Origin of the sequence: Clostridium sp. (assembly GCF_036569345.1) — a bacterium.
In the GTDB taxonomy this organism is placed as follows: domain Bacteria; phylum Bacillota; class Clostridia; order Clostridiales; family Clostridiaceae; genus Clostridium_AD.
The window spans coordinates 1-26,933 of the sequence record NZ_DATCQT010000081.1; the positions used below are offsets into that span (position 1 = coordinate 1).

The 26,933-nt window shown below is 28.9% G+C and carries 30 protein-coding genes and 1 pseudogene; 1 reads left to right on the top strand and 30 read right to left on the bottom strand.

Going from position 1 to position 26,933, the window contains the following annotated elements; translation table 11 throughout:
• The 16 genes from VIM70_RS07990 to VIM70_RS08065 all read right to left on the bottom strand — a co-directional run.
• On the bottom strand, positions 1–608 hold a 608-nt coding region (locus VIM70_RS07990; RefSeq protein WP_331945225.1), incomplete at its 3' end, for a type I restriction-modification system subunit M N-terminal domain-containing protein.
• A gap of 351 nt (positions 609–959) precedes the next feature.
• Positions 960–1,511 (bottom strand): hypothetical protein, encoded by a 552-nt coding sequence (locus VIM70_RS07995; RefSeq protein ID WP_331945226.1) that lies wholly within the window; start codon positions 1,509–1,511, stop codon positions 960–962.
• 102 nt (positions 1,512–1,613) lie between these two features.
• Positions 1,614–1,931, bottom strand: coding sequence for a hypothetical protein (locus tag VIM70_RS08000; protein WP_331945227.1), 318 nt, complete (start codon positions 1,929–1,931; stop codon positions 1,614–1,616).
• 155 nt (positions 1,932–2,086) lie between these two features.
• A complete protein-coding gene (locus VIM70_RS08005; protein WP_331945228.1) occupies positions 2,087–2,269 on the bottom strand; it encodes a hypothetical protein in 183 nt (60 codons plus the stop codon).
• Between the two features lie 77 nt (positions 2,270–2,346).
• Positions 2,347–2,613 (bottom strand): hypothetical protein, encoded by a 267-nt coding sequence (locus VIM70_RS08010; RefSeq protein WP_331945229.1) that lies wholly within the window; start codon positions 2,611–2,613, stop codon positions 2,347–2,349.
• Positions 2,614–2,761: 148 nt separating this feature from the next.
• Positions 2,762–3,412, bottom strand: coding sequence for a hypothetical protein (locus tag VIM70_RS08015; protein WP_331945230.1), 651 nt, complete (start codon positions 3,410–3,412; stop codon positions 2,762–2,764).
• Positions 3,413–3,591: 179 nt separating this feature from the next.
• Positions 3,592–3,972: a hypothetical protein gene (locus VIM70_RS08020; RefSeq protein WP_331945231.1), complete on the bottom strand. Its 381-nt coding sequence runs from the start codon at positions 3,970–3,972 to the stop codon at positions 3,592–3,594.
• A 96-nt stretch (positions 3,973–4,068) separates the two neighbouring features.
• Positions 4,069–4,656 (bottom strand): hypothetical protein, encoded by a 588-nt coding sequence (locus VIM70_RS08025; RefSeq protein WP_331945232.1) that lies wholly within the window; start codon positions 4,654–4,656, stop codon positions 4,069–4,071.
• A gap of 119 nt (positions 4,657–4,775) precedes the next feature.
• Positions 4,776–5,054 carry a hypothetical protein gene (locus tag VIM70_RS08030; RefSeq protein WP_331945233.1) on the bottom strand — a complete coding sequence of 93 codons (279 nt, stop codon included), beginning with the start codon at positions 5,052–5,054 and terminating at the stop codon, positions 4,776–4,778.
• A 140-nt stretch (positions 5,055–5,194) separates the two neighbouring features.
• Positions 5,195–5,704, bottom strand: a complete 510-nt coding sequence (locus VIM70_RS08035; RefSeq protein WP_331945234.1) for a hypothetical protein — start codon at positions 5,702–5,704, stop codon at positions 5,195–5,197.
• A gap of 179 nt (positions 5,705–5,883) precedes the next feature.
• Positions 5,884–6,441: a hypothetical protein gene (locus VIM70_RS08040; protein WP_331945235.1), complete on the bottom strand. Its 558-nt coding sequence runs from the start codon at positions 6,439–6,441 to the stop codon at positions 5,884–5,886.
• Positions 6,442–6,842: 401 nt separating this feature from the next.
• On the bottom strand, positions 6,843–9,047 hold the full coding sequence (locus VIM70_RS08045) for an AAA family ATPase (protein WP_331945236.1): 2,205 nt from the start codon (positions 9,045–9,047) through the stop codon (positions 6,843–6,845).
• A gap of 14 nt (positions 9,048–9,061) precedes the next feature.
• Positions 9,062–9,739: a hypothetical protein gene (locus tag VIM70_RS08050; protein WP_331945237.1), complete on the bottom strand. Its 678-nt coding sequence runs from the start codon at positions 9,737–9,739 to the stop codon at positions 9,062–9,064.
• A gap of 393 nt (positions 9,740–10,132) precedes the next feature.
• The gene (locus tag VIM70_RS08055) at positions 10,133–11,386 is read right to left on the bottom strand and encodes a hypothetical protein (RefSeq protein WP_331945238.1); all 1,254 of its coding nucleotides are present in this window, start codon (positions 11,384–11,386) and stop codon (positions 10,133–10,135) included.
• Positions 11,387–12,362: 976 nt separating this feature from the next.
• A complete protein-coding gene (locus VIM70_RS08060; RefSeq protein ID WP_331945239.1) occupies positions 12,363–13,289 on the bottom strand; it encodes a DUF3991 domain-containing protein in 927 nt (308 codons plus the stop codon).
• A 1,051-nt stretch (positions 13,290–14,340) separates the two neighbouring features.
• The gene (locus tag VIM70_RS08065) at positions 14,341–14,538 is read right to left on the bottom strand and encodes a hypothetical protein (RefSeq protein WP_331945240.1); all 198 of its coding nucleotides are present in this window, start codon (positions 14,536–14,538) and stop codon (positions 14,341–14,343) included.
• 254 nt (positions 14,539–14,792) lie between these two features.
• Here VIM70_RS08065 and VIM70_RS08070 point away from each other — a divergent pair, with 254 nt between their 5' ends.
• Positions 14,793–15,086 (top strand): hypothetical protein, encoded by a 294-nt coding sequence (locus VIM70_RS08070; protein WP_331945241.1) that lies wholly within the window; start codon positions 14,793–14,795, stop codon positions 15,084–15,086.
• Positions 15,087–15,776: 690 nt separating this feature from the next.
• Here VIM70_RS08070 and VIM70_RS08075 read toward each other — a convergent pair.
• From VIM70_RS08075 to VIM70_RS08140, 14 genes and pseudogenes are all read right to left on the bottom strand, one after another.
• Positions 15,777–16,748, bottom strand: coding sequence for a hypothetical protein (locus VIM70_RS08075; protein ID WP_331945242.1), 972 nt, complete (start codon positions 16,746–16,748; stop codon positions 15,777–15,779).
• Positions 16,749–16,782: 34 nt separating this feature from the next.
• Positions 16,783–17,232 (bottom strand): helix-turn-helix transcriptional regulator, encoded by a 450-nt coding sequence (locus VIM70_RS08080; protein ID WP_331945243.1) that lies wholly within the window; start codon positions 17,230–17,232, stop codon positions 16,783–16,785.
• 410 nt (positions 17,233–17,642) lie between these two features.
• Complete coding sequence (locus tag VIM70_RS08085; RefSeq protein ID WP_331945244.1) at positions 17,643–18,170, bottom strand: hypothetical protein; 528 nt, start codon at positions 18,168–18,170, stop codon at positions 17,643–17,645.
• 146 nt (positions 18,171–18,316) lie between these two features.
• The gene (locus tag VIM70_RS08090; RefSeq protein ID WP_331945245.1) at positions 18,317–19,258 is read right to left on the bottom strand and encodes a hypothetical protein; all 942 of its coding nucleotides are present in this window, start codon (positions 19,256–19,258) and stop codon (positions 18,317–18,319) included.
• 376 nt (positions 19,259–19,634) lie between these two features.
• A complete protein-coding gene (locus VIM70_RS08095; protein WP_331945246.1) occupies positions 19,635–20,147 on the bottom strand; it encodes a DNA-deoxyinosine glycosylase in 513 nt (170 codons plus the stop codon).
• Positions 20,148–20,341: 194 nt separating this feature from the next.
• Complete coding sequence (locus tag VIM70_RS08100) at positions 20,342–21,034, bottom strand: HAD family hydrolase (protein ID WP_331945247.1); 693 nt, start codon at positions 21,032–21,034, stop codon at positions 20,342–20,344.
• Positions 21,035–21,074: 40 nt separating this feature from the next.
• On the bottom strand, positions 21,075–21,605 hold the full coding sequence (locus tag VIM70_RS08105; protein WP_331945248.1) for an HAD-IIIA family hydrolase: 531 nt from the start codon (positions 21,603–21,605) through the stop codon (positions 21,075–21,077).
• Positions 21,606–21,699: 94 nt separating this feature from the next.
• Positions 21,700–22,905, bottom strand: a complete 1,206-nt coding sequence (locus VIM70_RS08110; protein ID WP_331945249.1) for an HAD-IA family hydrolase — start codon at positions 22,903–22,905, stop codon at positions 21,700–21,702.
• Between the two features lie 55 nt (positions 22,906–22,960).
• Positions 22,961–23,071: pseudogene (locus VIM70_RS08115) on the bottom strand (GNAT family N-acetyltransferase); the annotation flags it as partial.
• Positions 23,046–23,303, bottom strand: a complete 258-nt coding sequence (locus tag VIM70_RS08120; protein WP_331945250.1) for a VOC family protein — start codon at positions 23,301–23,303, stop codon at positions 23,046–23,048. The gene VIM70_RS08120 and the pseudogene VIM70_RS08115, both read right to left, overlap by 26 nt.
• 61 nt (positions 23,304–23,364) lie before the next feature.
• A complete protein-coding gene (locus VIM70_RS08125; RefSeq protein WP_331945251.1) occupies positions 23,365–23,853 on the bottom strand; it encodes a GNAT family N-acetyltransferase in 489 nt (162 codons plus the stop codon).
• Between the two features lie 24 nt (positions 23,854–23,877).
• Positions 23,878–24,141 carry a hypothetical protein gene (locus VIM70_RS08130; RefSeq protein WP_331945252.1) on the bottom strand — a complete coding sequence of 88 codons (264 nt, stop codon included), beginning with the start codon at positions 24,139–24,141 and terminating at the stop codon, positions 23,878–23,880.
• Between the two features lie 112 nt (positions 24,142–24,253).
• Positions 24,254–26,134 (bottom strand): DUF4041 domain-containing protein, encoded by a 1,881-nt coding sequence (locus VIM70_RS08135; RefSeq protein WP_331945253.1) that lies wholly within the window; start codon positions 26,132–26,134, stop codon positions 24,254–24,256.
• A 241-nt stretch (positions 26,135–26,375) separates the two neighbouring features.
• The gene (locus tag VIM70_RS08140) at positions 26,376–26,549 is read right to left on the bottom strand and encodes a hypothetical protein (RefSeq protein WP_331945254.1); all 174 of its coding nucleotides are present in this window, start codon (positions 26,547–26,549) and stop codon (positions 26,376–26,378) included.
• Between the last annotated feature and the right edge of the window lie 384 nt (positions 26,550–26,933).

Genomic DNA, 26,933 nt, shown 5'->3' on the forward strand with positions numbered 1-26,933 from the left:
ATCTTATATATATAATTATATAAGTTATATACTATATGTTTTAACCATATGTAGAATTCTCCGCCCTTCTTACCGCCTTCATCAGCAAATTGTTTTATCAAATACTGATATGCGTCTCCAAGTATATCCTCAGATTCCAAATTAGGGTTTGCAAGGTTAATAGTATCCAAAACCAAAAGCAGTTGTGAAAGCTTCTTATCTGGAACTCTCTCAATGGATAACCATAAGTAATTTGCTGTAGATAGAACACCAATAAGCTCTGCATTTTTAGGTTCGTCCTCTAATGATTTAAAAGCTTTATCTAATTCAGGACCTACATTTAAATTCAAGCTTTTAAGCTTACTCCATCTTTCACTTTCAGGCACATAAAAAGTTTCATAAATAGAGCTGTCATTTAAGAGCATTTCTACTTCTTCCTCAACCATTCCCTGCTCAACAAATTCCTTTTCTCTAAATCCTCTTTCTTCATCAAATTCATCATTTAATCTCTTTAAGAATAGCAATCCAAATATATAGTCCTTATATTCAGCGGCCGATAATTCGCCCCTCAAAATATCTGCACAAGACCATAACGCAGTCTCTAAATTTTGTAATGTTAATTTCTCCATGGTATTCTCTCCTCGTTCATCTATATTCATTATGATAATCTATTCATTTTAGTTTACTACATTTTTGTATTTTTTTGACTATAGGAATTCGGTTTAAGTATAGAAACACCTAATATCAATAAAAAAAGTTCTGTAATACAATTATTTCTACAAAGACTCACTTCCCATATCATTCATTAACTTATTTTTTATTGTCAAAAAACAATTAAATCCTGCCAATTATTTTAGTAGATACTTATATTTTCTATAAGTACCACCTCTATTAAGCAGGATTAATTAACTATATTAATTTAAAAAACTCCTTCAATATTATATTATTTAGATTTTTAACTCCTGTATTTATTAAAAGTTTTATAATTCCGTTATTACCTTAGCTTCATCATAAAATTTTTCGGTGTTTTCATATATTCCACAACCAATATTTTCTCCCATTGTTTCTATTAACTCACTTCTATGAAACATTTCAATATCCTTTTTCAATACTTCCACTACATATGCTTCATACACATTTCTATATTTGTCATCATCAAATTCAAAATCATATTTTCGCTCAATTTCATCTTCCCAGTCTTCATACTGTTTTTCAAAATCACTAAAATCATTATATCCTCCTACTATTTCAGAAAGTGAGTCTAAATCATAATATGCGTCTATGTTAGCAACTACTCTCATTGTAGTATCATCTTCACTGTAAAACGTTCCATCCTGTAATCTTGTATACACTTCACTCGTTTCAAGGTCTATTTCAATTATACATCCAAGCTGTGACCTTGCATAATCTACTAACGTCTCTGCTATATTAAAATTGCCTATTGCTTCTATAGCTTCATCCCTTGTAATTACTTCATATTCTTCCATCTCATTAGTTCCTTTATTTAATAATTCTACTCTTATTTTATTCATAAGTTACATTCCTCCATTTTTTTATTTATTAATCCTACTAAAATTATTATATTCTGATATTCAATTTTGATAACCTTATATACTGCCAATTACGCTCTATGTCTAATTTACAGCCATCCCTTCTTCAAGTGATTTAAATGTTTCTAATGCAATACAAATACTGAAATCTTTTCTTAACCTATATGCCTCTGAATCTACATGACTTTGTAATATTTCTTCCATAGTATAAGTGTGCTGAAAGCAGATTCTTTCATCTTCATCCTCAATGAAAATATTATATTCATTTTTGTTTGTTACTGGTGTATTTTGTATCCCAAATTTATATTCCAATATATCTGAAATATGACTAAGCTTTTCACAAGCCAATTTTTCCTTTAATTTCTCTTCTCTTTCCTTATTCATTACGTTAACTTTTTTCATTAACAAACATCCCCTTAAATTTTATTTTATATTACGCAGAATATTCCGAACAATTTAGTTATTCATGTATTAAGCCTATTAGTTTTTGATATATTAATCATTTAGCATAACAACTCTATATTCACTGCTTAGTGCGTCTCCGAATATTATTCCCACTAATAGTCATCTGGTATCTCCCGCTCATACTCAAAATAAGGTTCACAATAGGACTCCTCTTCCCCATTCTCATTTATAAAATCATATTTTTCCTTATCCATTGAATAAGATGTGCTTTTCCTCCAGATACCCCCTTCACAATTAAAATCATCCTCTAATTTAATATCATTTGTATTTTCCATTAATAACCTCTCCTTAGTATTTATTTTCCTTAGTTTAAAATCCAGAGCTTCAACATAAACATTCCTATCTATATTTTTTAAAATCCATTCCAGTATGTATTTATAACCATATACTGGAATTTATTTATTTGCTTAACTGCAATCCCTATTTCTATACCTTTAGATACCAATATGTAATCATATCTCATATCCCTTGTCCTATTTCTATATATTTTCAGCTTATTATCTCCAATGAACTCTGCAACATCTGATTTTACATTATCAATATTAATTACTTTGTTATCCAATTTATTTTTAAGCTCTATTATTAATTCTTTTTCTGTCTTATCAAAATATGTTTTCATAATTTCCTCCGTTCTATCACTCTAATTCACTTCTATATAGTACGTATTATTTATTACTTGATTCTAAAAAATTTGCAATTTTTCTAATCAATCTCTTATCAATAGTCACAAAGAACCGTATTTCCCTGTCATCATCGGGTACTTCTATCTAAAACCAGAAAATATTATTAACAGTCAAATTTGTAACCTTATCGTGTATTTCTCTATACCCTTTGCTTTTTACATCGTACATATTAGTATTTTTAGTAACCCAACTGTTAATTTCTAAATTCATTCCATATCTGTCACATACTTCTTTAACCTGTATTTCCCATTGTTTAATGTCTTTACCCTCCACTTTCAATTTCTCTGTAATCTTCCTTGCGATTACCATGTATTTTTCACCAGGATTTTCAGTACAAATATCCAGTTCATCAATCGTTGCATATTCCTTGTCTTCAAAAATTCTCTCACATGGGAAATAATCTGCAAATGTAATTTCAATCTTATAAATTAAGTCTAATTCCTTATCTGTATACTGAATATTTTCAGTATCAAACATTTGCAAAATGTCTCTTTGATAACACCTTTCTCCATCCATTACTAAAAACTGTTTTCCTTTTTTAAATGTTGTGTCATTTCCTACAGACCCCCAAACTTCATCTACTGTAGTCCTGATTTGCTTATTTAATGTTACCCTTGCACTGCAACTGCACACATCATCATCTGCTGTTCTGAGATTATATTTTCTAAACAAATCAATAATCTTATCTAAATCCGAGTTTCTGTTTGTGTTTATAAAACTTGATTGACTTCCCATTTTATCCTTCTTTCTGCCCCTCTGTGGGAACAACTCAATTATGAACAATTCCAATTTTTAACTTTTCAACAATTAGTTGTTACAAATCCATATTTAATTACTTTTGTATTTTAGGTTAGCTCTACACCTCGCTACAAAAATGTTTTATTTTTTAGAAAATAATCTATTTCTGTACAGCTTTAAGATAATTTTCTTGTTTTATAGTTTTTATAAGTTCCCGTTTCTGTCTCCATAGCATGTATAGCATTACCTAAATTATAAAATTGCTCTATCATGTCATCTTCATTATCCTCAATTTTGTACTGTACATTAGTTATTTCTAACAAATGCTCATTATACATTTTTTTAAATGTTATCTTATCCAATTCAAATCGTGTAACTGAACATGATTTTGTATTGAACATTATACATTTTAATTTTTTACCCTCTCCTTTATTATTTATAAAAAGACATGCCCCATCAAAACATCTCCCCACATATATAAACCCTGCCTCTATTGCTTTAATTATATTTTTAAATTCATTATCTAACAAAAATATATTCACTCTCTTTCTTTCCATTTTATATACCTCCACTTTCTTTATTTTTATGTTTTTCCTCTTCAATCAGCCTCTTACTTATATATTGTTTAATGATTTCGACTTAGTTAATTAGCCTTATCCCACTACGTACAAAGCTGTTATATAAGCCTGGATATGTGTGCGGACTACCACCGCAAATTTCTTTAAATATTCGTCTGTCATAGGTACTCTTACAATTTCTTCTGGCTTTCCTTTTGCAACAATCATCCCAGTCTCACTCTCTTCTCCCGCTCCTGTCTCTGCTGAAAAAATCCATGCAACCTTATCACCTGGGGTGATTTTAAACTGCCTTGATAAAGACTTGCCATCAGACCTTTCCTTACCCCGTTCCTTCAACTTACTTGCTGATATGCCACCCATATCAACATATATCTCTCGACAGTATTTATATCCACTTTTAGCCTTTATCTCATTAGCCTGTTTTGCTAATCCAGATAATCTACCACTTAATATGTCATTAATTAGCACCATTGCTTTATCCACATCTATATACACCGATATATTCTTCAATTGTCTTTTATTTTTTTCAAGATTTTGGTCATACTCAATAAAATTAATCTGCACTTTGTTGATTTTAAAAGCATTGTTCATTACCTCTAAAAACACATTCCGTCCATTTAATCTTAGGATTTGCTTAAATTCATTATTATTATCCTTCATCATTTTTTACTCCTTATAGTTTCCGAAATTATTTTTAATTAAATTGCAGGAATATAAAAACATAGTTTCCTTGAATCCACATTAGAATATATTCCTGCCAAGATTTTCAGATACAATATATTCTAATGAATGCTGTTTTCTCTTATAGTTAGTAACTCAAAGATTTCTTCTTTAATATTTAAAACCATTAATTCTTTATATGAATATGATTTTAGAGGAAATTTTCCACCACAATCGGAACATTCTATTAATATTCCATATTCCTTTATCTTCTTATTAGTAGCTGATAGATTAGAGACACCTACCCTCTCCAACATGGACGAAAGTATATTTAATTTATTAACACCCATTTCATTAGGGAAGTTATCTATTTTTATATTATTTATTTTATTTTTTCTCATATTAAACAATCTCCTTTTCGTTTTTTATTTTTTGTAAAATAGTTAGTTATTGATATTTTCTCTAAAGTAATATATAATTTATTTGATTATTTTAATTTAGAGCTTGGGTAACACTTCAATGTTAGCCCAAGCGTTTTTACTTATTTGATTCCAAAAATCTCTTTAAGTAATATATCACCTCCAAAAATGTCTCTTTTTCTTTTCCAGAACTCAAATGCCATTCTAATTACGACAAAGCAGTCAAATGTATTTAACTTATGTATCTTTTGGAACAGCTTGTCTTTATCAACAGCATAAATATCGCCAGAACTATATTCATAATTAATTACACCTTCAACCATTCTCAAAAGGACTTCTTTATCATCATTCCAGGGAGTGTACATAAAACCATTAAATGCCGAAATTAGCAGATTGGCCTCACCTAATGTAAATAATCCTTTTAATTGTTCCTTTTGATTCTGATACAAGCGATTTAAGCTTAGAACCATTTGCTCATTTTTATAATCACAATTAGAACCTACCTCAGCAGGAAACTGACTTAATGCTTCCCCCACATCAGTATTGCTACCATCTTTATACTGTAACTTTAGAAATAAACCACCTCCATTATTATTTTCCTCACCGTTATACTTTAAAACTTTATCATTCATTTTCTTTTTCCTCCTGTTTTATGTTTTATAGTCATTTTTTCATCTTCTCATTGACTATAGTTTTATATTATACTCCTTAGTGACGTTTGTCAATATATTTTTTAAAAATATTTTATTGTCCATAGAATGTATAAAAAAAGATACAACTTATTAAGTTGTATCATATATATATCAATACTTTATTTTAATTTTCTTATACTTTTTCTGTAATCATCCAGTCCATCAATTATCTTTTTAAGTACGTACATTGTATTTTCCTCATTTGCTGTGCCAAACTCAAATACATCATTTATTAATCTAATTAGTATTTCTTTTTCAATACTGTTTAATAATTGTTTTTCACTTCCATTTTCTATTTTTGCTGGAACTTCTATATCATTTATGCGTATCATTGATTCTATACTACTCTGGCGTGAATTATCACTTAATATATTCTCATGCCCAAAGCTCTTTAAAACTTCATTAAAATCTAAATTAAATTTTTCTATTAGGACACATACAAGAGAAAATGATACGTTTTCTCTGTTGCCATTTTCAATACGGTTCATGTAGGAGGCTGTTATTAATGCTTTATCTTTTTCAACCAACACTCCTTTATCATCTAACTCCTTCACCTTCTGAGTTAAATCTTTCTCAATATCCATCAAAGACTTATTTAATTTCTTACGTTCTCTTTGTATTATTTTACCAAATGTCAAAGCTTCATTATTAACATCCTCAATATAATCATTTTTCATTGCAATACTCACTCCTTTACACTTAAAATCTTATCATTTCCATGTCATATTGTCAATGAAATAATATTAAATGAACTTTTGGCAATTAAATATTTCAAAAATATGTAAATATCTCAGTTCCTTGATGATGTTGCTTTGATAACCGCATACATAAGGAATATTATATTGTTGCCTTCCCATATTTATGTTCTCCTTTTATCCTAATCGTCATATTTAAAGATTTCACCGCACTTTTATAATATAGATTGGATTGGTCTAATACTATATTCACATTTTTAAAGTTAATAGAAAAATAGGGGAGCTATCCCCCATAATTCACTGCTATTAATAGCCTTCTTACTTCTTTTTTATTTATATTGTGTCTTAATAGAATAAGTAAACCTTGTTACTCTCAACCAATCCTATGCTGTTCTACCTTCTATTCCGCTAAATCCACTTAGTATCATTTCTACTAAATTTGAATTTCTAACAGCCTGTACTTTCTTTATAGCTGTATCAAATGTATCTGCGGCCGCAATTATTACCAATTGCTTTTTAGCACGAGAACAAGCTGTATACAACATATTTAGCCCAATAATATCTTTATGACTTTTTAGCAGACAAAGGATTACAATATTAAATTCGCTACCTTGACTTTTATGTATGGTAATTGCAAAAGCAGGGTCTAATTCCTTTATGCTATTAGTCTTATACTCAACAGTTTTATCTCGGTACTTTACAATTGTTCTTCTTCCATTGTTATCATCCTCGTTTTTCACAACCATTCCCATTTCCCCATTAAATGTGTAGGTATCTTTATTATAATTATTTACATTTTGCATTACCTTATCTCCAACAACAATATTGTAATATGCTCTTCTTGGATTTGGATTAAATTCATCCTGAACAATCTTGTTTAAATTTTTAGTCCCACCTTCATGCTCCTTAACTGCACTAAGAATTTGAATATTGTGCAATTTATGTCCCTCATTAATCAGTTTATCAACAGTCTTTTTTACTTTCTCAGTAATATCAGATTCTTTTTTCAAATCAATTAATTCAAATTCGCCCTTCTTACACTTCAATCCATTTTCATCTGAAAACCCAATCCCTTTAGCCATCTTGTGTATATTTTTTATAATAGTAGAACCCTCTCCCTGACGAAATATTTTAGTGAGCTTAACTTTTTTAATTAAATTGCTTTGGATTAAATTTATAAATATCTCTCCTGCTCCAATCGAAGACAGCTGACATTCATCCCCAAGCATTAATATTCGAGTGTTTTTATTTATTGATTGCAATATATAGTAAAATAATTTCATATTTACCATGGTACTTTCTTCTATTATAAGGAAATCAATCTCTTTCTCTTGGGGTATAAATTCCTTTCCCTTAATTAGTCCCAGGAATCTATGAATTGTTCTTGCACTTGTACCCTCTGGTAATACTTCATTAACTTTAGCTACAGCCTTACCAGTAAACGCAACCACTTCAATATTTGCTTCTTTATATACATCATTTATGCAGTTTACAATCGCTCTTAACGTTTCAGTCTTGCCAGTGCCAGGAAATCCATGTAAAATTGAAACATTCTCGGTGAGGGCATTTCTTACAGCCTGAGCTTGTTCAGGGGTCAACGTCTTGTCTCCATCGGCATAGTTACTAATGAAGCTCTCTACCCTTTCTTTGGTGGCTTCACTAACTCCATTTATATTTAATAATTTCTTTGATATAATATCTGCTATCCCTATCTCATACTCAAAGAATTCCCTTTTATACAGGCAGTCTTGACCATTTTCATTGCTATAAATTTTAGTATTTCCTTCTGCTTTAAGTTCATCAATAGCCTCTTCAATAACCTTATTAGCTATATTACCTGCCACTAAGAATCCACCATATTTAACCATATATTCATTTAACTTTTCTATCAGTTCCCATACTGATACAAATACATGTCCAAATTTCTCTGAGCTATATTTAAGGTATCCCGTAACCGCACACTTTACTCTATTTAAGTTATTGTGAGCTAATCCCACCTTAATTGCTACACCGTCCACAATCTTTAATCTCACCCCATAATCACTTAGCAAATATGGATTATGGCTTATAACTTCAAGTGCGTTTGAACCTAAATCCTTATAAATCATATTTGCTGTTATCTCTGGGATTTTATTTAATATACAGTATTCCCTTATACCTAATAGCTCAGCATACTTTTTAGCCTTCTCTGATATATATTTTGCCTTAACCTCGGTCAATATTCCAAATTCCATTTGCTCCCCTGAAAAACCTGTTAAACATTCAATCTGTTCTTCTCCTATTTCCTTCATTATATGTTCCTTAATTTGGTAGCTAATATTTCTGTCACTCGCAAGAGTTTCTTTGATGAAGGTAGATATATTATTTATCTCTGAAATCTGTTTAACTCTAAAAGCTTTGCCTCCAATTTCTTCACCAATATAAGCCTCATATTCCTTCCCTAACTCTAATTGCATATATGTGTACATAATATCAATAGTTCTGCTTTCGTTGCCTTCCTTAACCATAATAGTAGCTTTGCAAGTATCCTTAATATTATCCTCATACTTAATCCTAAGAACAGTAAATCTTATCTTTTGTTCCATCATTTTTTTAATCTCCTCTATAATCCTATTTCACTTTCGTAAATATTAAAATATAATACATTCCCTTTTATCAAGTAATTCGATGAAAAACCTTGTCTAAAAACCCTCTCATGCTTATTGATAAAATTAATCATCTCTTCATCGTTTTTACATTCTAAATGCTCAGCAAACCCCAATATTCCTTTAATTTCTTCAATATTTAGAGCATTAAACGTTGGGTTTTCTAATGTTATAAGTTTTTTTCCATCTTTCTTTGAGGTAATAGTTGCAAACTTTAATCGCTTTTTTATGCTTATTTCATTTTCAAAATTTGGGTTCAATCCTAATTGCTTGTATAAGTTCTCATAAGCTTCATACTTTTTTATTACAGTCATATACAACTGGGCTATTACAAACAGCTCTTTCCCCGTCTCTTCATGGCATTTTGTTAAGCCCTTAATTGTCAGCCTACTTTTCAATTTTGAAACTACATCTTGCAATTCAATGTATTCATCGCCTACTAACCCAATACTTTTTTTCAGTTGTAAATAATTATCCATTTCATTAAACTCAATCTGGTATCCGTTTTTAAATAAATCAATCAACAATTCACGCTGATTTCTATACTTATTGAAGTTCTTCATTAGGGTATCTATGTATATCGTGTAACACCTTATATTCATTTCAGACACTAATTCTTCTATTGTTTTTACCATATGTATCAACTCCTTATAACAAGGATACTAAGAAATCAATATTAGTTATATAGTTATGAGGTTCTATACTGCTTGACACCTTGGACAGCAAAAATATGGCCACAGCGGCCATATTTCAAACAATGAAAAAAAGGACTTCCTAAAAAGTCCAAAGTATTACTGAATTAATTATTATTTATGGAGAGCCAGAGTTTGTAGTTTATTTGCCATTAAACTCATGTTAGGATTGTTATTGATGTGAAGTTTGGATACGTATAGTTGAAAAGTCTTAAAATAAATAGTTACTTTTTACTAAGTAATAAGATCAAGGGCTTACGCCCTTGAATATAATAACTTTATTTACTAATGGTATACTTTTATATTATCGTACCATCTGCCTTGAATCTACGCTCCTTACGCACCTACCTTATAATAGTTCCCATAAACACTATTGTATAGTTCCTCACCAAAAATAGCTCTACAAGTAGCCCCTGTAAGCTTCGTAGCATTGACCTTTGCATTTTTTATCATAGTGATTCTTTTTTCTGCTTCATTTAGCACTTCCTCAGTATATGTAGTTATTATATAAGAATTTTCTTCCTTTTTGTAACCAATAGCTCTGTGTCTATACTTATCTTGTAATTCTTCATAAGAAATTTTCTTTAGTAGTCCAAGTATGCAGAAAAGGTTTAACTTAGGATTTATCGTACCCTTTCCGAATTTCAGCTTTTTATCTATCTCTTCTGAATTAACAGCCTTTACGCCAATAAAATCATTAGCAAAGGTAAAAATATTCTCACCCAAATAGCTTCTCGATGAATAATCAGTTTGCTCCATTCCATAGATATTTATAAACTTTAAAAAATCACCATGATACTTTAAGCAGTCTGACAACATTGGATATTTACTTTCCATTACGCTATCTTCATTTAATATTTTTAAATTGTTTTCATATTTTTTTATTTGATTTACCTCATATTCTATCTCTATATTTAGTAATTGGCACAGTTGCGTAATGGCCGAGTATTGGTCTTTATTATTGAAACAAATTTCATACAAATCTATAATTGTAAAATACATGTTATAACTATAATCATTAGAATCCTCATTGGATTTTAAAAAATAAAGTTGCTTCTGAGTTTTAGTATTAAAGGAAATAAAGGCTTTTAATTTTGAAGTGTAGAGAGATAGCCTATACACATACATGCCTAACGCTACCTGCTCTTGTATTACGTAATCAATATTAATGAATCCATCTTTAGAATTAATAATCTTACTCATGGAACATTCTGCTTCCTCCCTCGTAGCTTCTATCCCTTCATAATATTCTTCATTTAAAAATACTTGGCTTTCAAATATCTCTGCATACTGACTATCAATTCCAAACATGACTCTCATATCGACTTTTTCCTGCAAAAGCTTAATTGCTTCCTCAGTTGTTTCTACAGTAGTATTTAATGATAGCCTGGATTTAATATAATTTAAATTTTCTATTAAATGTTCTTTATAGGCATTATCACCAGACATATATTCTTTTGTTCTTTCTATTTCCTGTCTCTTTATAAAGTAAAGCTTATTATTAGTTTCCTCCATCATTCCATTATTCTTTATATCCATTGCATGAGTTTTATTATCACTCAATTGAATCATCAATTCTTTAGTGTCCATTTTCTCCTCCAATTTACATTATAAATTTGTCAGGTTCAGGGTTCGGACTAAGTAACATAAATAGTTTTTAAGTTACTTAGCAACAGCTCTTCAATATTTGTTAGTGATGAAATGTCCTTATGCGTTAGCATTATAATTTAAAAAATCAATATAATATTTAAGTGCCTGTTGATGTAATTCAATTATAAAATTATTTTTAATGTTTATATATACTTTGGAGGTTCTATAAAGGCTGACTACCTTTTTTTCAGGTAAAATTGGTATACAGATATAAAGCTAATGCTTTACTTAATGAAAATATGAAAATTAGATTTGTTATATTTTTATTTAAATTTAAAGTTATTTCTTACGAAATACTTGCTTAGGAGTTTTATATATAATGGTGAATCCTTCTGCTACAGAAATTGATAGCTCATTTAGTCAACTTGTTATAATGGAACTACTTATGCAGTTCTTGATATAAGTTCATTTACCTAAAGTGTGTTTTTAAGATATAAACTACAACAACTATTATATTAAATTTTTTATTTAAACCTTTAATACTTACAAGAGAAATAAGCCTTAGACAAAAGAAGAATAGGAAGGAGTTCCCTTTATGGAATAGCAACATTCAACTTAATATTTAGAATTATATGGCATTTACAACTTTGCCATAAAATTTCAAGAACATTTATAACTACTTTTATTGTTATATGTAATATGATTACCCTCAATATGCTGGTAAAATCAATACATATATACAAATCAATTCTTTAATTAATAAAATAGGACATTTAGGGTTATAAGAGCATTTCATGCGAAATGCTTAATTAGAGCTTCTATCTTAAAAAGTAAGGTCTTTACGCTGTGGTAGACAGCTACTTTTACTACAAATTAATATTTTTCCTTTAAATTTATCCCTATTAAAAAAATAAACCCAGTCCATTATTTAAGTGGACTGAGTTGATATTTTTACTTTTTCTTTTCCTAATGCTACTTATTTCAGTAAGACTAATTCATTGAAATCTTTACAATTATTATCAACGAGCAGTTTTCTATCATCTACTACATTGTAATTGAAGTATGTTTTTGTAATATCAACCAAACAATTTGTACCACAATCATCGTTATCCGTACATACTTTAATTACATTTATTCCTGTAAACTGATTTAAGTACACACCTATTTTTTTATATCTTCCTACTCCACCAATTGAAAGCAATAGTGCATTATCTAATTTTCCATACATTATTTGATAAAAACTAAAGAGGTCAATAGTAGCCTCGAACACATATAAAGTATTAATTCTATTCCCTAACTTTAAAGTAAATCCATATTTCTCGTCTGAGTTATTTATTGTGCCTTTATACTTTATATAGGAACACGTTCCGATACGCTCACCGCCAACCAGTATCCCCTCGCTGTTGTAGTTCTTAAAAATTAAATTATGGCTATCATCTTCTGCAATAAGTTCCTTTTTTATTAATTCATTTATAATCTTGGTACTTATTCCTCTGGTCTTGCTAAGATAGGCATAAGACCTCTTCATATTATCTGAATAAGCTATTAGTATTTCACCTTTTCCCACTTTTTCTGTTACTTCTCTCTTATTTTTAATAGCTGTATCACTATAGCTAAATTTCCCGTTTTGCAAATAATCTACAGCCACTCTAAAGCCTCTACTACTATTATCCTTTGTAATATTATTCTTTGTAAATTCTATAATGTCACCGCACTGCCCCTCGTTAACCCAGTGGTATTTATATATCCCATTTTGATTTTTTATAACTAAGGAAGTATGTTCAATACATCTGTAATAATTTTTTCCATGTTGTTTAAAATTAAACCCTTTTACATCTTCTATAAATGACTTTAAATCTAAACGTTTTAATTCCTGTATTTCTTCTTGTGAAATAAGTGCCATATTTATCTTTCCCCTTTACATTTTATGTTTCGTATTTCTATATTTTACATAATGTAAAGTTAATTAAGAATAGCTAAATGGTCGTATATCGTTCTACGAATATTGTGAATTTGTTTCGCCTAAATTATTTTTACTAAGTTATTCGTATAAACTTTATACTTTTTATGCTTTAAATAACATCATATCAGTTTAATATGTCTGGCAGTTACATAAGTTGTCACTACATTTACAACTTGTATCTGTCTTTCGTCTTTATTCATATGTAACTGTCAATATTTGTTTACATATTTACAATTACAGATAACACTGCATATTATAATCACAGTTATTTTTAATTTTTTCTATACGCTTATATCTTTATTCACATATACCCATTGTATAAAAATACAAGTTCCTTTAAGATGGCTTTATGCTGATAATAATTACATTCACGAAATATCCACAATGTTTATAACATTAACCCTTATAAGAATCATAGTATTTTCTTTAGAAAATAGGCACCCTAAATTAACTCTACCAAAAAAATATACCGTCATGGTTTATATTATATTAGTATACAATATGTCATTCATTTTTAAAGTTATATTCTATTACACCTATCAGCATTAAGATACATCGCTTACAGACCCTGTTTGTTCTTGTGTACTTTTTAATACAATTACACCTAAACTACAAATACTATTCATAAGGTCAAACATAAGTTGATTTGTTATATTGTTAAATTACAAGTTAAAAGTACCATTTAGAAATATTCTTAAACTATGAGCGTAGTATTATAAATAATCATTTATAAGTTATTTATATTACATTTATTTTTATTTAAATTTTAAATGAAATAATGAACTCTTTTTTTAGTACATTAAGGATTATGATTCGGGGGTAGTTGTTAATATTCTGACAATTCATAATTATACTTAGATTAATTCATTTATACATATGAAACATAGTAAAAAAAGCTATGTATCTTTAGAATTTGTCCACTTTAAATGAATCAAATCTAAAAATATATAGCTCTTGTAAATCATCATTGTAGTGATATTTTATTTTTCAATCAATTATTACCTTTTATCTGCATAACATCTTTAACTGTCAGTCCAGTAATTTCGCTTATCTTACTTTCATTAAAAAATCCAGTCGAAACTAATTCCAATCCAATTCTAATCCGTTCTTTTATAATCGCAAAAACTATATCTGTTGCAATCCTATCCTTCTCCATATACTCTTCCTCCAAAACTTCAAATTCTTCCATCGTCTTTCCCTCCTAAATCCCATCTTTAATCCATACCTTCTCTATTTTTTAATATCCGCTCTTAGTATTGTTATTTATAGTTATTATAATATCACCCTCACATTCTATATAATTATCAATGCTATATACTTGTCTTATAAATTCAATTTAGTCTACGGTGTCGACCTTCGTAGAACATTATAACTCTTATCTCCTTGTTAAATTTAAACTATACTTAAATTATAAATAACTAATGAAAAGGAGCAAATCGAATTATGGAAGAAGCATTATTTCACTTGCAAAACAAGCTAAACAAATCACTATTAAATACTTACATAAGCTTAGATGAATACAATTATAATTTACTTTTAAATAGTATCCTTTACATGATTAGCTCATTTGCCCAAGGTGCTAAGCTTAGTGTAGAGACCATCATCCATGAATTTACTCAAAGCTATATCATAATTAAGTATAAAAATGACGTATTGGCTACAAATGAGAGCTTATCCATCTATATTGAAATTAAAAATAATATAATAGTTAATGCCGAAGTTTCCATTTTATCATAACTATAAGAATTTAACTCTCTTATCCCTAATCCTTGCCCCTAACTTTTAAGGAACTTTAACAACTCTTGATTCATTCTATCAATCGTAATCGTGAAATCAGGTACAATCGTCTTTCCTTTACTCATTAGTGCTACTTCGCTCTTCCTGATTTTACAAGAGCTAATATCACCTTAAAGCGAAGCGGCCTTCTTTTAATAATAACTTAGTTATGCCTAATCCTTCTTTTCTGTATTTGCAATCTTAATTATCATATAAATCGTAAATATGCCTATAGTCGATATAGAAATAACTCCAAACACCGCTAACACTAATATCCCTGCTGTATCACTCATACCTAATCACCCCCCTCTCAAATTCCTATGTGTTCATTTGCCTATTGGCAATATAAAAATGGCACTTTGCTTTCGCAAAGTGCCATTTTTATGATTTATTTTTTCTATATAAACATTCAAATTTATTATTAACCATTATTTTCACCATCACCATCAATTTATATAAATTATTTCTATTTTATACTTTAAATTTGCAACAATACAAATATATAATTCTTTTTATCCCTTTATCCATATCATTTTATCACGATTTGATAGTTTTTACACGTAGACTATTGGCAACTTCTTCTAATTATATAACATTGCTGTTTAAGTTAATTCAGAAATAAGACCAGTGATATTTTTACTGGTTTCATGTCTAATCTATATGCTCCTCATTATCAATTAAATCTTCTCCAATATACTCATTAAATACGTAAATATACCTTTTAACAATTCTTGCCATCATCTTAACGGTATTTTCTATATCCTTATAGTTAAGTGGATTTACATATGTTGCTATCTTCTGAAAACGTGTATCCCAAGAGGTAATTAAAAAATCTAATTTTTCTGAAATTTCCTCTCTTTTTTGGTATAATCTGTAGAATATTTGTTTTGTCTTGAATTGAGCGAAGATAACTTCTACCCCATATAATCCTTTTTTATTATAAACAACTCTTATATCTATATCTTCAAATCCTGGTCCAATACTAAAATAACCTTTTTTTACATCTTTATATTGGTAAACATTAGGGTAATCTACAAAATCTTTTCTAAGCTCCTTTATTGTCATTAGAAGAACTTGTTGTTTACGAGTATAGCTTATACTATCTTCTATAAATTCTGAACTTACTGTACCATTTCCACTATAGTTCTTTATGCTTTCTACATATGAAAAATGACTTTCACTATTTAAGCTTCCCAACATTTCTATTTGCTTAAATAAGTTAACCTTATTAATTTGTTCAACCATTTTAATAATATTTTCATTTAATCTTAATGCTACAAACTCAATATTTCTGCCATTGGCAAGAGCTATATAGTTCCTAATTTCTGCTAAGTCATGCTCTTTAAATTCTTTAGCTATCCAAACAAGTAAAGTATTTCCCTTTCCCACCATAAATATTAAATCTTTGACTTGTTTTAGATGGTCTTTATCGCTTTTATTCAGTTGAACTTCTATTAAACATCTTCTTCCACCATGATATGCAGTAATATCTACTTTCCTTTCTTGCTTTCTTTCAAGACTTATTTTATGTAATTTTATCTGCAAAGTCTCACAAATCATATCTGGATATAATTTTGTATATACTAAATATAGCAATTCGGGGTGAGAATTGTCAAAACTCATATTTAACCTCCTCCAATTAAAAGCAAAATCAGCATTAAGCTGATTTTACATTTTCCCTTAATTTATCAATTTGCTGTAATAGTTTCGCTTCCTTGACTCTTGAATCATCATCTTCTTCTACATATAGTTCTATACATTTAACTATTTCTTGCAAACTTAATTTCACATCAATATTTGCTTTTATATTTGCAAAAATAAAATCACCTTTCAATATTAATTTGTCCAAAGTGACTACATCACTCGAAGAAGTTTGAAAAAATTCTGGAAACATTTCTTGAATATCAGTTATTGGAATATCAAAGTACTTACTTAATTTACCAACAATGTACATAGTTGGATTCCTTCTATTTCCTCGTTCTAATCTCGATAGATATGCGGGTGAAATTTGTAAATCTTTTTCCATATCGTGCATGGAGACCCCCTTTGAAAGTCTCATTTCTTTTAGCAACTTTCCAAATAAGTACACTTCATCTGTTCCTTGCATATACATCTCTTCCTTTCCTTTTTAAATTTTACTAATATAAATAGTCCCTTTTTTATACATGCTACTTCTATAGCTCCTTTTCTTATTTTGCTGTTTTTATATTATAGTTATTTTTTCTTATTTTTATTATTCTGTAACTCAATCTACAGGTTATATAATACTTAAAATTATTTGCTCTCAAAAAACAAAACTTGCTCAGCCAAAAGGATGAGCAAGTTTACTATTTAGTTCTTTATCTTAATTTTTATGTAAGCATAACAACGCCATACTTATTCAATCCTACTTCTGCTTGTTGTATTAATTATTAAAATATACTTCCATGTGTTCGTCTTCAATATCGACAAATTCTAAACTTGACGACAATTATCTAAACTTTCATATAGAAAATAATAATTCTGTCATTTTTATTTTTAGCATACATCATCTATATCATCCATATCTTTAGGGAAAACATCTTCATAAATACTAAAATCAAATTCTTTTCCACAAATTTTACAAAAAAAATGTGATACTACATCTACTCTATAACAATGTTTGCGAGGATTTACAAATTTACCGTTGGGCTTTAATTTTCCGAATCGTTCAAACACCTCGGGGTCTTCCGAACCATAATATTCAAACATATCGTCATCATCTTCAAAATATTTTGTTTCATCATTGATGATATATTTCTCTCCCTTCGCAAGACATTCCTCTATAATAGGCATTTCATCTTCATAGTCCCCATCAGAATAATAGCCCGTTGCATTACAATGTGAGCAATAAACAAACTCATTTTCTAAATCCAAAGGTGTTTCTTTTAATCCCTCACCACATTCACCACATGTAAGCACTGCACTCAATTGATACCTCAAGTTACCTCGTTCGTAATCAACACTTTCTAAATCAACTTCCATATCACCAAAACTTACAAATTCATTACATTCACACTTTGCCATATTATTTTTCTCCTCTTTCAACCCTTATTTTCTACATATTTCTCAGTTAATGTGGTTAAATCCCCCTTATATTTCATAAAAATTATAACATTTTTTAAATTGTTTGTAACTCTAATTCGATTGATTTTACATAGAATTAGTAAATGCTATTGAATTTTAATATCATCAATTTTATAATCTTTTTCCTCAATATTAATAATCTTTGTTTTTAGTTCAATTATTTTTTCTTCTGGAAATATTATCGTGCCATTTTTTTTAAAAATCAGTACCTTAATTCTCCAAGTAATTTCAATTGGATTATCAGTTATTTTTGTATCATATTTTAAACTATCATCAATGTATTCTATTAACTGAGTTGATAGTATATTTGATTTTAACTGGTTCAAAAATCCAATATTACGTTTATTATCAATCCATTCTTTTGTGAAAATATCATCTAAATCAGTTGAATTTAGGTCCTGTGGAGGTACACTATTTAGCATACTCAACAAAATTTTTATTTTATCAAACCCCATACCTGCTTCTAAATCATAGTAAATTTTTTTGTACTGATTTTTTTGCCATTGATAATATATTTGTTCATCCCCCGACCCATATAGACTATTATCAATTACTACCTCTGGTATCTTATCTCCTGTTATATCCTTAAAAATAAACCCACTATAAAACCCACTAAAAATTATTTTATATTCTGAGCCATTCCATTGATAAAAATATATATCATTTTCATGCGTCATACTTCCCCAAGTTATTATTTCTGGTATATTATCATTGTTCACATCCGCAACTATCATGTTTAATTTCCAGAAGGGGGTATAAGGAGCTATAAATCCATAGTTTTTTGTATTTGGTTTGAGCCTATATGTATTACCATTATATTGCACTATTTCAACCACATAACCTTGATTTTTTTCATCTGCAAGGATTTTAATTTTGTCATTAATCTTATCTCCTGTAGTGTCCTTTTCAATTACTTCTATAAGTTTGTAGCTTTCAGGAAGTGATGTCGCATAAGCTTGTTTTGGATTACTGGCTATAATTATAATAATTAGTAATAGTATTAATAACAACTTTAATTCTTTATACATTATGAATTCACCCTCCAATCCTAATTATAAAATCAATCATTATTTATGCTACTTTTTCAAGCTGATTATAATAGTTTACAACAGCTCCTCTTCTTAATTCATTTTCAAAACTTAAATATTTATAATTAAAATATCATTTCTCTTGAGCTACTTAAATATATTTTTCTTTATACTAAAACTTCTTTCTGAGACATTACTTCAACACCCTTTTAGTTTATTATTATCTTAATCTATTATTTAAAACCTTAAATAAATCATTTAAAATAATATAAACCAGTAGGATTTTTTTATCCCACTGGTTTAATTCAAATAATAAATTCAAGAAAATTCCTCATTAATTAATAACCTAATATCCTCCTACACAAGCGTTAACGCTTTAAATATTACTCATAGACACACCTCTAAGTGGTAATAGTATTTGTCTCCATTCATTTGCCTTCTTATCAAATTTCACAGCATTAGCAGGGCTTGTAGACGGCAAATTAAATAGGCTTAGATTGTTTTCATTTATTTTATTAACTACTAATTGTCTATAAAGCGATTCTGCCTTTTTACCATTAAAATATATATTTCTTAAATTGGGATATTTAATAAATAGCAACTCAAAATCATTTGCAACTGGATTTTTAATGTTAGAATCACTACTATCCTTTCTATCACAGCTTTTAAGAACATCCCAAATAGCAATCTTATTATTCAATAAAACTGCTTTCTTACTTTCATAATTATCATCTATCTCTTTACCAAATATAGAAAATATAATTTTCCAAAATTGATTTCTCTCAAAAGCGTAGTATTCTTGCTTTATTAAAGAATCTGCTCCTGGCATAGTACCTAAAATCAATATTTCACAATTTTTATCTATTATTGGTTTTAACCCCACTACCATCGCATTTACCCACTTTCATCACTTTACTCAAAATAACTTATTACTTTATTTATTAAACTTCTAAACTCATGTTCGTTTTTGATATATTTGTCTATACTTATAAAATCTCTATCATCAGCACTATCCTTATAGTCTTCTAAAAATATTCAACCTTAACTTAGCTCTTTTTTAAACAGCTAATGAGATAATACTTATTACAACACTTCCTTTAATTCCATTAAAGAAGAGACCCTTTTGTTTTCTCCATATTTCTTGCAACTGCCATTTCTATCTATAAATACTGAAAACATTCCAATCCTATTAGCTCCTAAAATATCTTTTTCTTCATCTCCAACAAAGACCATTTCATCTAAATTAGAATGCAAACATTTCACCAAATCTATGTACCCCTTGATTTCAGGCTTTCTAAAACCCACCTCCACAGAAGATAAAACCACATCAATATATTCTGATATTGATGCAATATCCTTTTTCACAAATTCATATCCCATTCCATATGGTACATCAGTAAGAATACCAATTTTAATATCTTTACTTTTTAAGTATTTCAGTATACTTATAGTATCATCATAAAGTTTAAATTCCTTTCTAAAATATGAAAAGAATGTATCTTCTGCATTTTTCAAATGGGTATCTATAGGCACATTCCAACAAGTTAAAATTTCTCCAAGAATTTTATCTGCTGTCACTTCTATTGTTCTTGGATTTGGCCTTGTATTGTATTTAGATAAAATCTGTTCTCCATCAAATAAAAGTTTATCATTTACTTTGCAATTACATCTTACTGCAACATCGGTTAAAGCACGACCATATAATGTTTGCCAACTCATTGGTATACCTTTATAATTGATTAGTGTTCCGCCTAAATCAAAACCTATGGCCTTCATAAGTATCCCTCCATTTTTACACAAAGATTGTTGATTTTTACTATATAATTTCTAAAATCCACTCAACAGCTTGTAATAAATTATCAGCTATATAATCTGCCTCTACTTTTGACCATTTACTCCTGTCTTTACCTAACGTCTCAGTACCAGACCCAGTTAATACAAGTATCTTACCCATATTAACTCTTTCTGCGGCCATCATGTCACTCCATCTGTCTCCAATTACGATACATTTTGTAAGGTCAAGTCCATATTCTTCTTTTGCCTTTAACAATAATCCAGTTTCAGGTTTTCTACATTTGCAGTTTTGCTCTGATGTATGAGGACATATATAAGCTTTTTCAATACCAAAACCAATTAACTCCTTTATAAAATCCTCTTCTGTGGCTTCTCCAACTGAAATACCTGGTTGATTAGAAAATGCAAATACTCTGATTCCTTTGCTCTTTAGCATATTTATAGCTTTATCTGTAAACTGGTATAGAACAAATTTATCAGGGTATGTTACGTCAGTATCTCCGCCCATAGTGCCATCTCTATCTATAAATACTGCTTGTACATCTTTTATCACTATTATCATCTCCATTTAAATGATTGTTCTCATAATTAGAATTTCACGAATTATTAAATCTCTAATATGTATTTTCTTCTACATTCAAATCTATTTATCCTTCCAATATGTGAATTTTTACTTTACTCAAACTATCAATAACGCTAACATCTGAAACTTTCACATTGTCGCCACTTCTATTTATCCAAATACCTTTCATATTAATTTTCTTACACGAGATTATATCCGTATTTAAATCATCCCCTATGTAGTAACAATTTTGAGGATTTATATTTGCCCTTTCACATGCGATTTGAAATATCTGTACATTAGGCTTAGCAACACCAACATCCCCAGCAGTAATAACAATTTCAAAATAATCTCTAATTCCCATTTTTTCAAGTTTATTAAGTTGTTGCTCTAAATCACCATTGCTTATAATTCCCAATCTATAATTGTTAAGGCTCTCCAAACAAGGAATTACATCTTCAAATGGCTTCCAATTATTTTCATATTCTAATAGGTACTCATTAAATTTCACTTCAGCTTCAACATCTGATAACTTAATCCCAGATAACTGAAACAGTTCTTTAATCCTCTCGATTCTTTGCTGTGCAAAAGTTAATTCTCCATTTAAGTATCTATTAAAATACTTATCAGAAATTTCACACCACAACTTATAAAACTCATTTTCATTATATATAAAGTGTTCCTTGTTATGGTTATAAAACTTTATTACTAAATACTCAGAATTTGTATGGTCAAGTAATGTTCCATCTAAATCGAAAAAAATTACCATGCTATCCCCTTTTGCTTTACAAATAACATTTTGAATAAAATCATTTTTCCCATCAGTATAGGCATTTCTATCATTAGGATACCTTTCTGATAATTCTTTCTTTAGCCTTGAATATTCTCTTGCAACCTCTGTATGCTCTATCAAGTAATCACGAAACAAGACGTTGTTATTCCACTCTTTACCATTACATTCAACCACATGTATATGGTGTGTTCTATAATTCTCTCCTCCCTTAACAAAGAGAACTCTTTCATCAGTTCCATATTCAGGGCAATAGATAAATCCATTGCTTTCCAACATCTCTACAATGTTAGGTATATAATCCAAGGATTTTAAACCAATTAAAATATCAATAATTGGTTTAGCGTCAAGTCCTGGAATTGATGTACTTCCTACATGTTGTATATCTATTACATAATCTTTTATCAGCGAGTTTAATATATCTTTTTCTGCTTCAAAAATTTCTTTCCAGTTATTTTCATGCTTAACTAACTTTACTGTACCTCTTTTTAAACCAATCATCTCTCTTATCTCCTAAACCTTTAAATTAATTACAGAACCTTAGATTATTTACTTCTCAATATTCAGACTTTGCAATGAATCCAGTCTTTTCCCCTCTTTTAAATCCTGGATTTTCATAAAATCTCAAAGTTTCTTCTTTTTTAGAGCCAGTAAGAAGCATTACCTTCACTATAAGTAAATTCTAATACCCAGTTTTCATTGATTTTTGTTAAAGGAAAGATTATTTCTGACTTAAAAATCTTTAGTTTTTCTATTAATATATTCATATCATTAACTTCCAAGCTTAGCAAACAATTATCTCCCCCAGTTACTATTTCATTAACATTACTATTGTTAAACAGGCTAAATCTAAAACCACCTATAATAAAAATACTGAATATATCATTTTTCTTATCCACCTATCTTCGACTATAATAACTTTATTAAGTAATTTTCAGACTTATCAATTTTCTGAATTAATCACTTAATTCTTGCCATTGCATATTCATCAGCATATACTTCATTTCTTAATGCTGACATCCTTATGCTTCCTTCTACCTCAAAACCAAATTTTTTATATAGCCCAATTCCTCTCTCATTATCCTTAAAAACTGAAAGCTCTAATCTTTTTAAATTCAACTCATTATCTGCCAAGTTCATAACATGTTTCATAAGCATTGAGCCTACTCCCTTACTATGAAAATCACTATTCACCATAATTGTTATACAACCTACATGACATTTTCTTGGATTTCCATGCACTTTTAAAATTATTAGGCCAATTACTCTTTCTTCAAATTCAGATACATACCAATAGTCATTTGTCCCTTTACTTTCAATAAGTGTTTTTATTCTATTTTTCGGTTCATCTTTATAAGATAATATATTCTCCATAACCTTTGGCATTTGCCTTATATTATATAATTCCAAAGAATCATTAATTGTAGCTTCTCTTATAGTAAAATCCATAATACTCCTCCAAATAATTTATTGTTAAATTACTTTTAGTATACTATTTACTCGTTCCTGTACTGATAAATCTCCTTCAAGCCTTACTATAGGACACGTTAAAGAACTTAACCACTCCTGATGTAATGCCTTACTTCGTATGTCAATACCACCATCATCATATTGGGAAGCCCATTCAATAAATTCTAAGAATTGATTGTATTTTTTCCCACCTGGTTCTATATCTTCACCATATATCGGCTTTTCTCGCTGAATAAGTCTGTTAATTTTATATTCTTTGGTATCCATAAATAGATAACTACATCAAAAGATGGTATAAAAATATCTCCCCACCCACATAAAGACCCTGATAGTATCCAGTTACCATGTTTCTTTATAGAGTAATTACAAGTTTGCTATATTAACGTAAAGCTCCTTTCTTTATAGCTAATGATTGTCTATATTGTTTGGCTTCGTTGGTGTACGTAAACTCTACATCTTTTATTCCAAACTCATTAACTATGCTTTCAATCTCTTCAAGAGTAACCTCAAAAAATTCTTTTCTTAAATTTATTCTGTTTAATTTTCTTTCACACAATTTTTTATGAATTTTCGATTCAAGCTCAGGTGCATTTTTCGTGAAAATCTTAGCATGTATATCAAATGGAAATGGAACTGATGGTCCACTTAATTCGTATATTCTTTCATCTGGGTCAAGTCTTCTGGTCATGCCTATTTTAAAAACATTTTCGCCAAAAGAACCAATATTACTAATTATATATATGTGCCCAGATTTCGTTATTTGGGCCTGTGATATAGCTCTTTTATTTTCTTCTGCTTCCTGTATCTTTGTTTCCAACTCTACAATTGTTTTTTGGAGTTTTAAAATATTATTTCCTGTTGACTTTTCAAGTTCTTTTCTGGCTTGTTCTAATGCTTTACCATATTGTCTTGACTCCTTATTCGCTTCTTCAAGTGCTTTATCAAATTGTCTCTGAGCCTTCTCTTCTTCTGCCATTTGTTCTCTTATAATTCTTTGTTCTTCCTTTTCTTGATATAATCTTTCTTGATACTCATAAACAAGATATAATTCTTTTTTCTTTAATTGCAAATATTCATAAGCAACCTGACACTTTATTACATCCCCCGCTTCATTTATAAAATCATAAGCTTTGTCAATTTTATTATCCATTAAATTAATATTCTTATAACTTACATTTGTAATAATGCTATAACAATCATCATTAAATGTTCTTAACATAAGTTGTATATACCTATAAATCATACTTTTTCCCATGGCAGTAGTATGAATTACTGACAATATATCATTACAAACACATGCTTTTTCAACCATTATTAAATCTTTTTCTTCTTTTCTTATACCTTCGAGCTTTTCCTTATATAATAATGAATTCTCAAAGTTATACTTTGTCTCATAAAATCCTACTTTATCTAAACTAATATCTCTTCTTATCTCTACCAGTTCATGTTTTAATTTACTTGTATCCTTATTTAATTGTAATAATTTCAGTTTCCCATTTGTAATTTGTTCATAATAATATTTAAGATTTGATTCTTTAATTTTTATTTCCATTTCCTTTAAAATAAATTTATTTACTTCATCATTAACCTTTTGGTATAATATTTTAATTAAAAGATATAAAAAATTATATTTCTGATATTCTTTTATAACTCTTTCATGTACTTCTTCCATTAGAAAATCCTTTTTTATTTTAATATCGTCTTCAATCTTTAAACACAAAATTTTATATTGATTATTCTTTTCTTCAATAGTTATGTTTAGCGTAGCTAATTCATTTACTAAATTGAGTTTTGTTATCTCAATTTCTGAAAACATATTGCGTCTATAATTATTAATTTTTGTTTCTTCTTCTTTTTTTAAATTTTTAATATCCTCTTTAACCTTTTGGCACAAAATTTTATATTCTTGGTTTTTTTCTACTTCAATTTCTTTAAGTATCTTTATTCTGTATTCATCGAATTTTATCTTTTCCTCTTTTTTTAGACTATCAATATTCTCTTTAATCTTTTGATACATTATTTTATATAATAATGATAAAAATTTGTATTGTTGATTCTTTTTTTCAATAAGATTTAACAATGAAACCTTTTTAACCTCAACATCTGCAAATATTTCACTTCGATATTTATTGATTTTTACTTTTTCGTATTCTATGTTTTTATTTAACTCTCTTTTTGCTATTGCAAGTTTTTCGTCTATTCCATCACTAATACTTCTCTCTGTTTCTTCAATTTTCATTTCACTTTTTTTAGTTCTCATATGCTTTTTCCAGCAAATCAATGTATACGAGCATAATATAATTATAATAACCATTTCAACAATTGAAACAAATATCCACATACAAATCAACCTTTCTATTAGCCCTTAATCGTTGTCATATCAAGCTTTACACTGTTTTATTTTTATTTTTGCCTAATTACTTATTCTACCATGTAATCAAATATTATTCAATCTATGATGTAATCAATGTATTCTTTACTCAATTCTCTTATCTGACTTTTTAGGTTACACCCTCTCTAACCTTCACCCATATATCATCACCTCCATTTTTGCCCTCACCACCATTTCCATCACGAATATTAGAGTTTGTCTCAAACCTACCCCATTCTCCTCTCCTAAACTGCTCATAATTTACACGAAACACGAATATTAAAGTCTGTCCAAGTTCTTTCATTTTATCAAGCTTCCCATCATGTCTTCATTCTCTCTGTTTAAGTTCAAAGAGCTTGTTTCTCCCTTAAATCCATCTCTATGTCATACTCTAACACTATCTTCCTTAGTTCTATGCCATCTTTATTGCTATCCGCTTATATCGTCTTAGAGCTAATCATTCTAAACCTTCCGCTCATTTTATATCACACTTTTTTCTATCATTTATTTAGGGGAATTATCTGTCTTTTAATCTGATGTTAGTGTGGTTGGTCCTCTGTCAAGAAAAAGTACAAATTAAAATGAGAAGGTTATGTTAGCAATTCACTAAACTTAAATTGCTATTGATATATTAAGTTTGTTTGCTTTCTCGTATTCCATTTCAAACTCATCAGGTGACATATAGTTA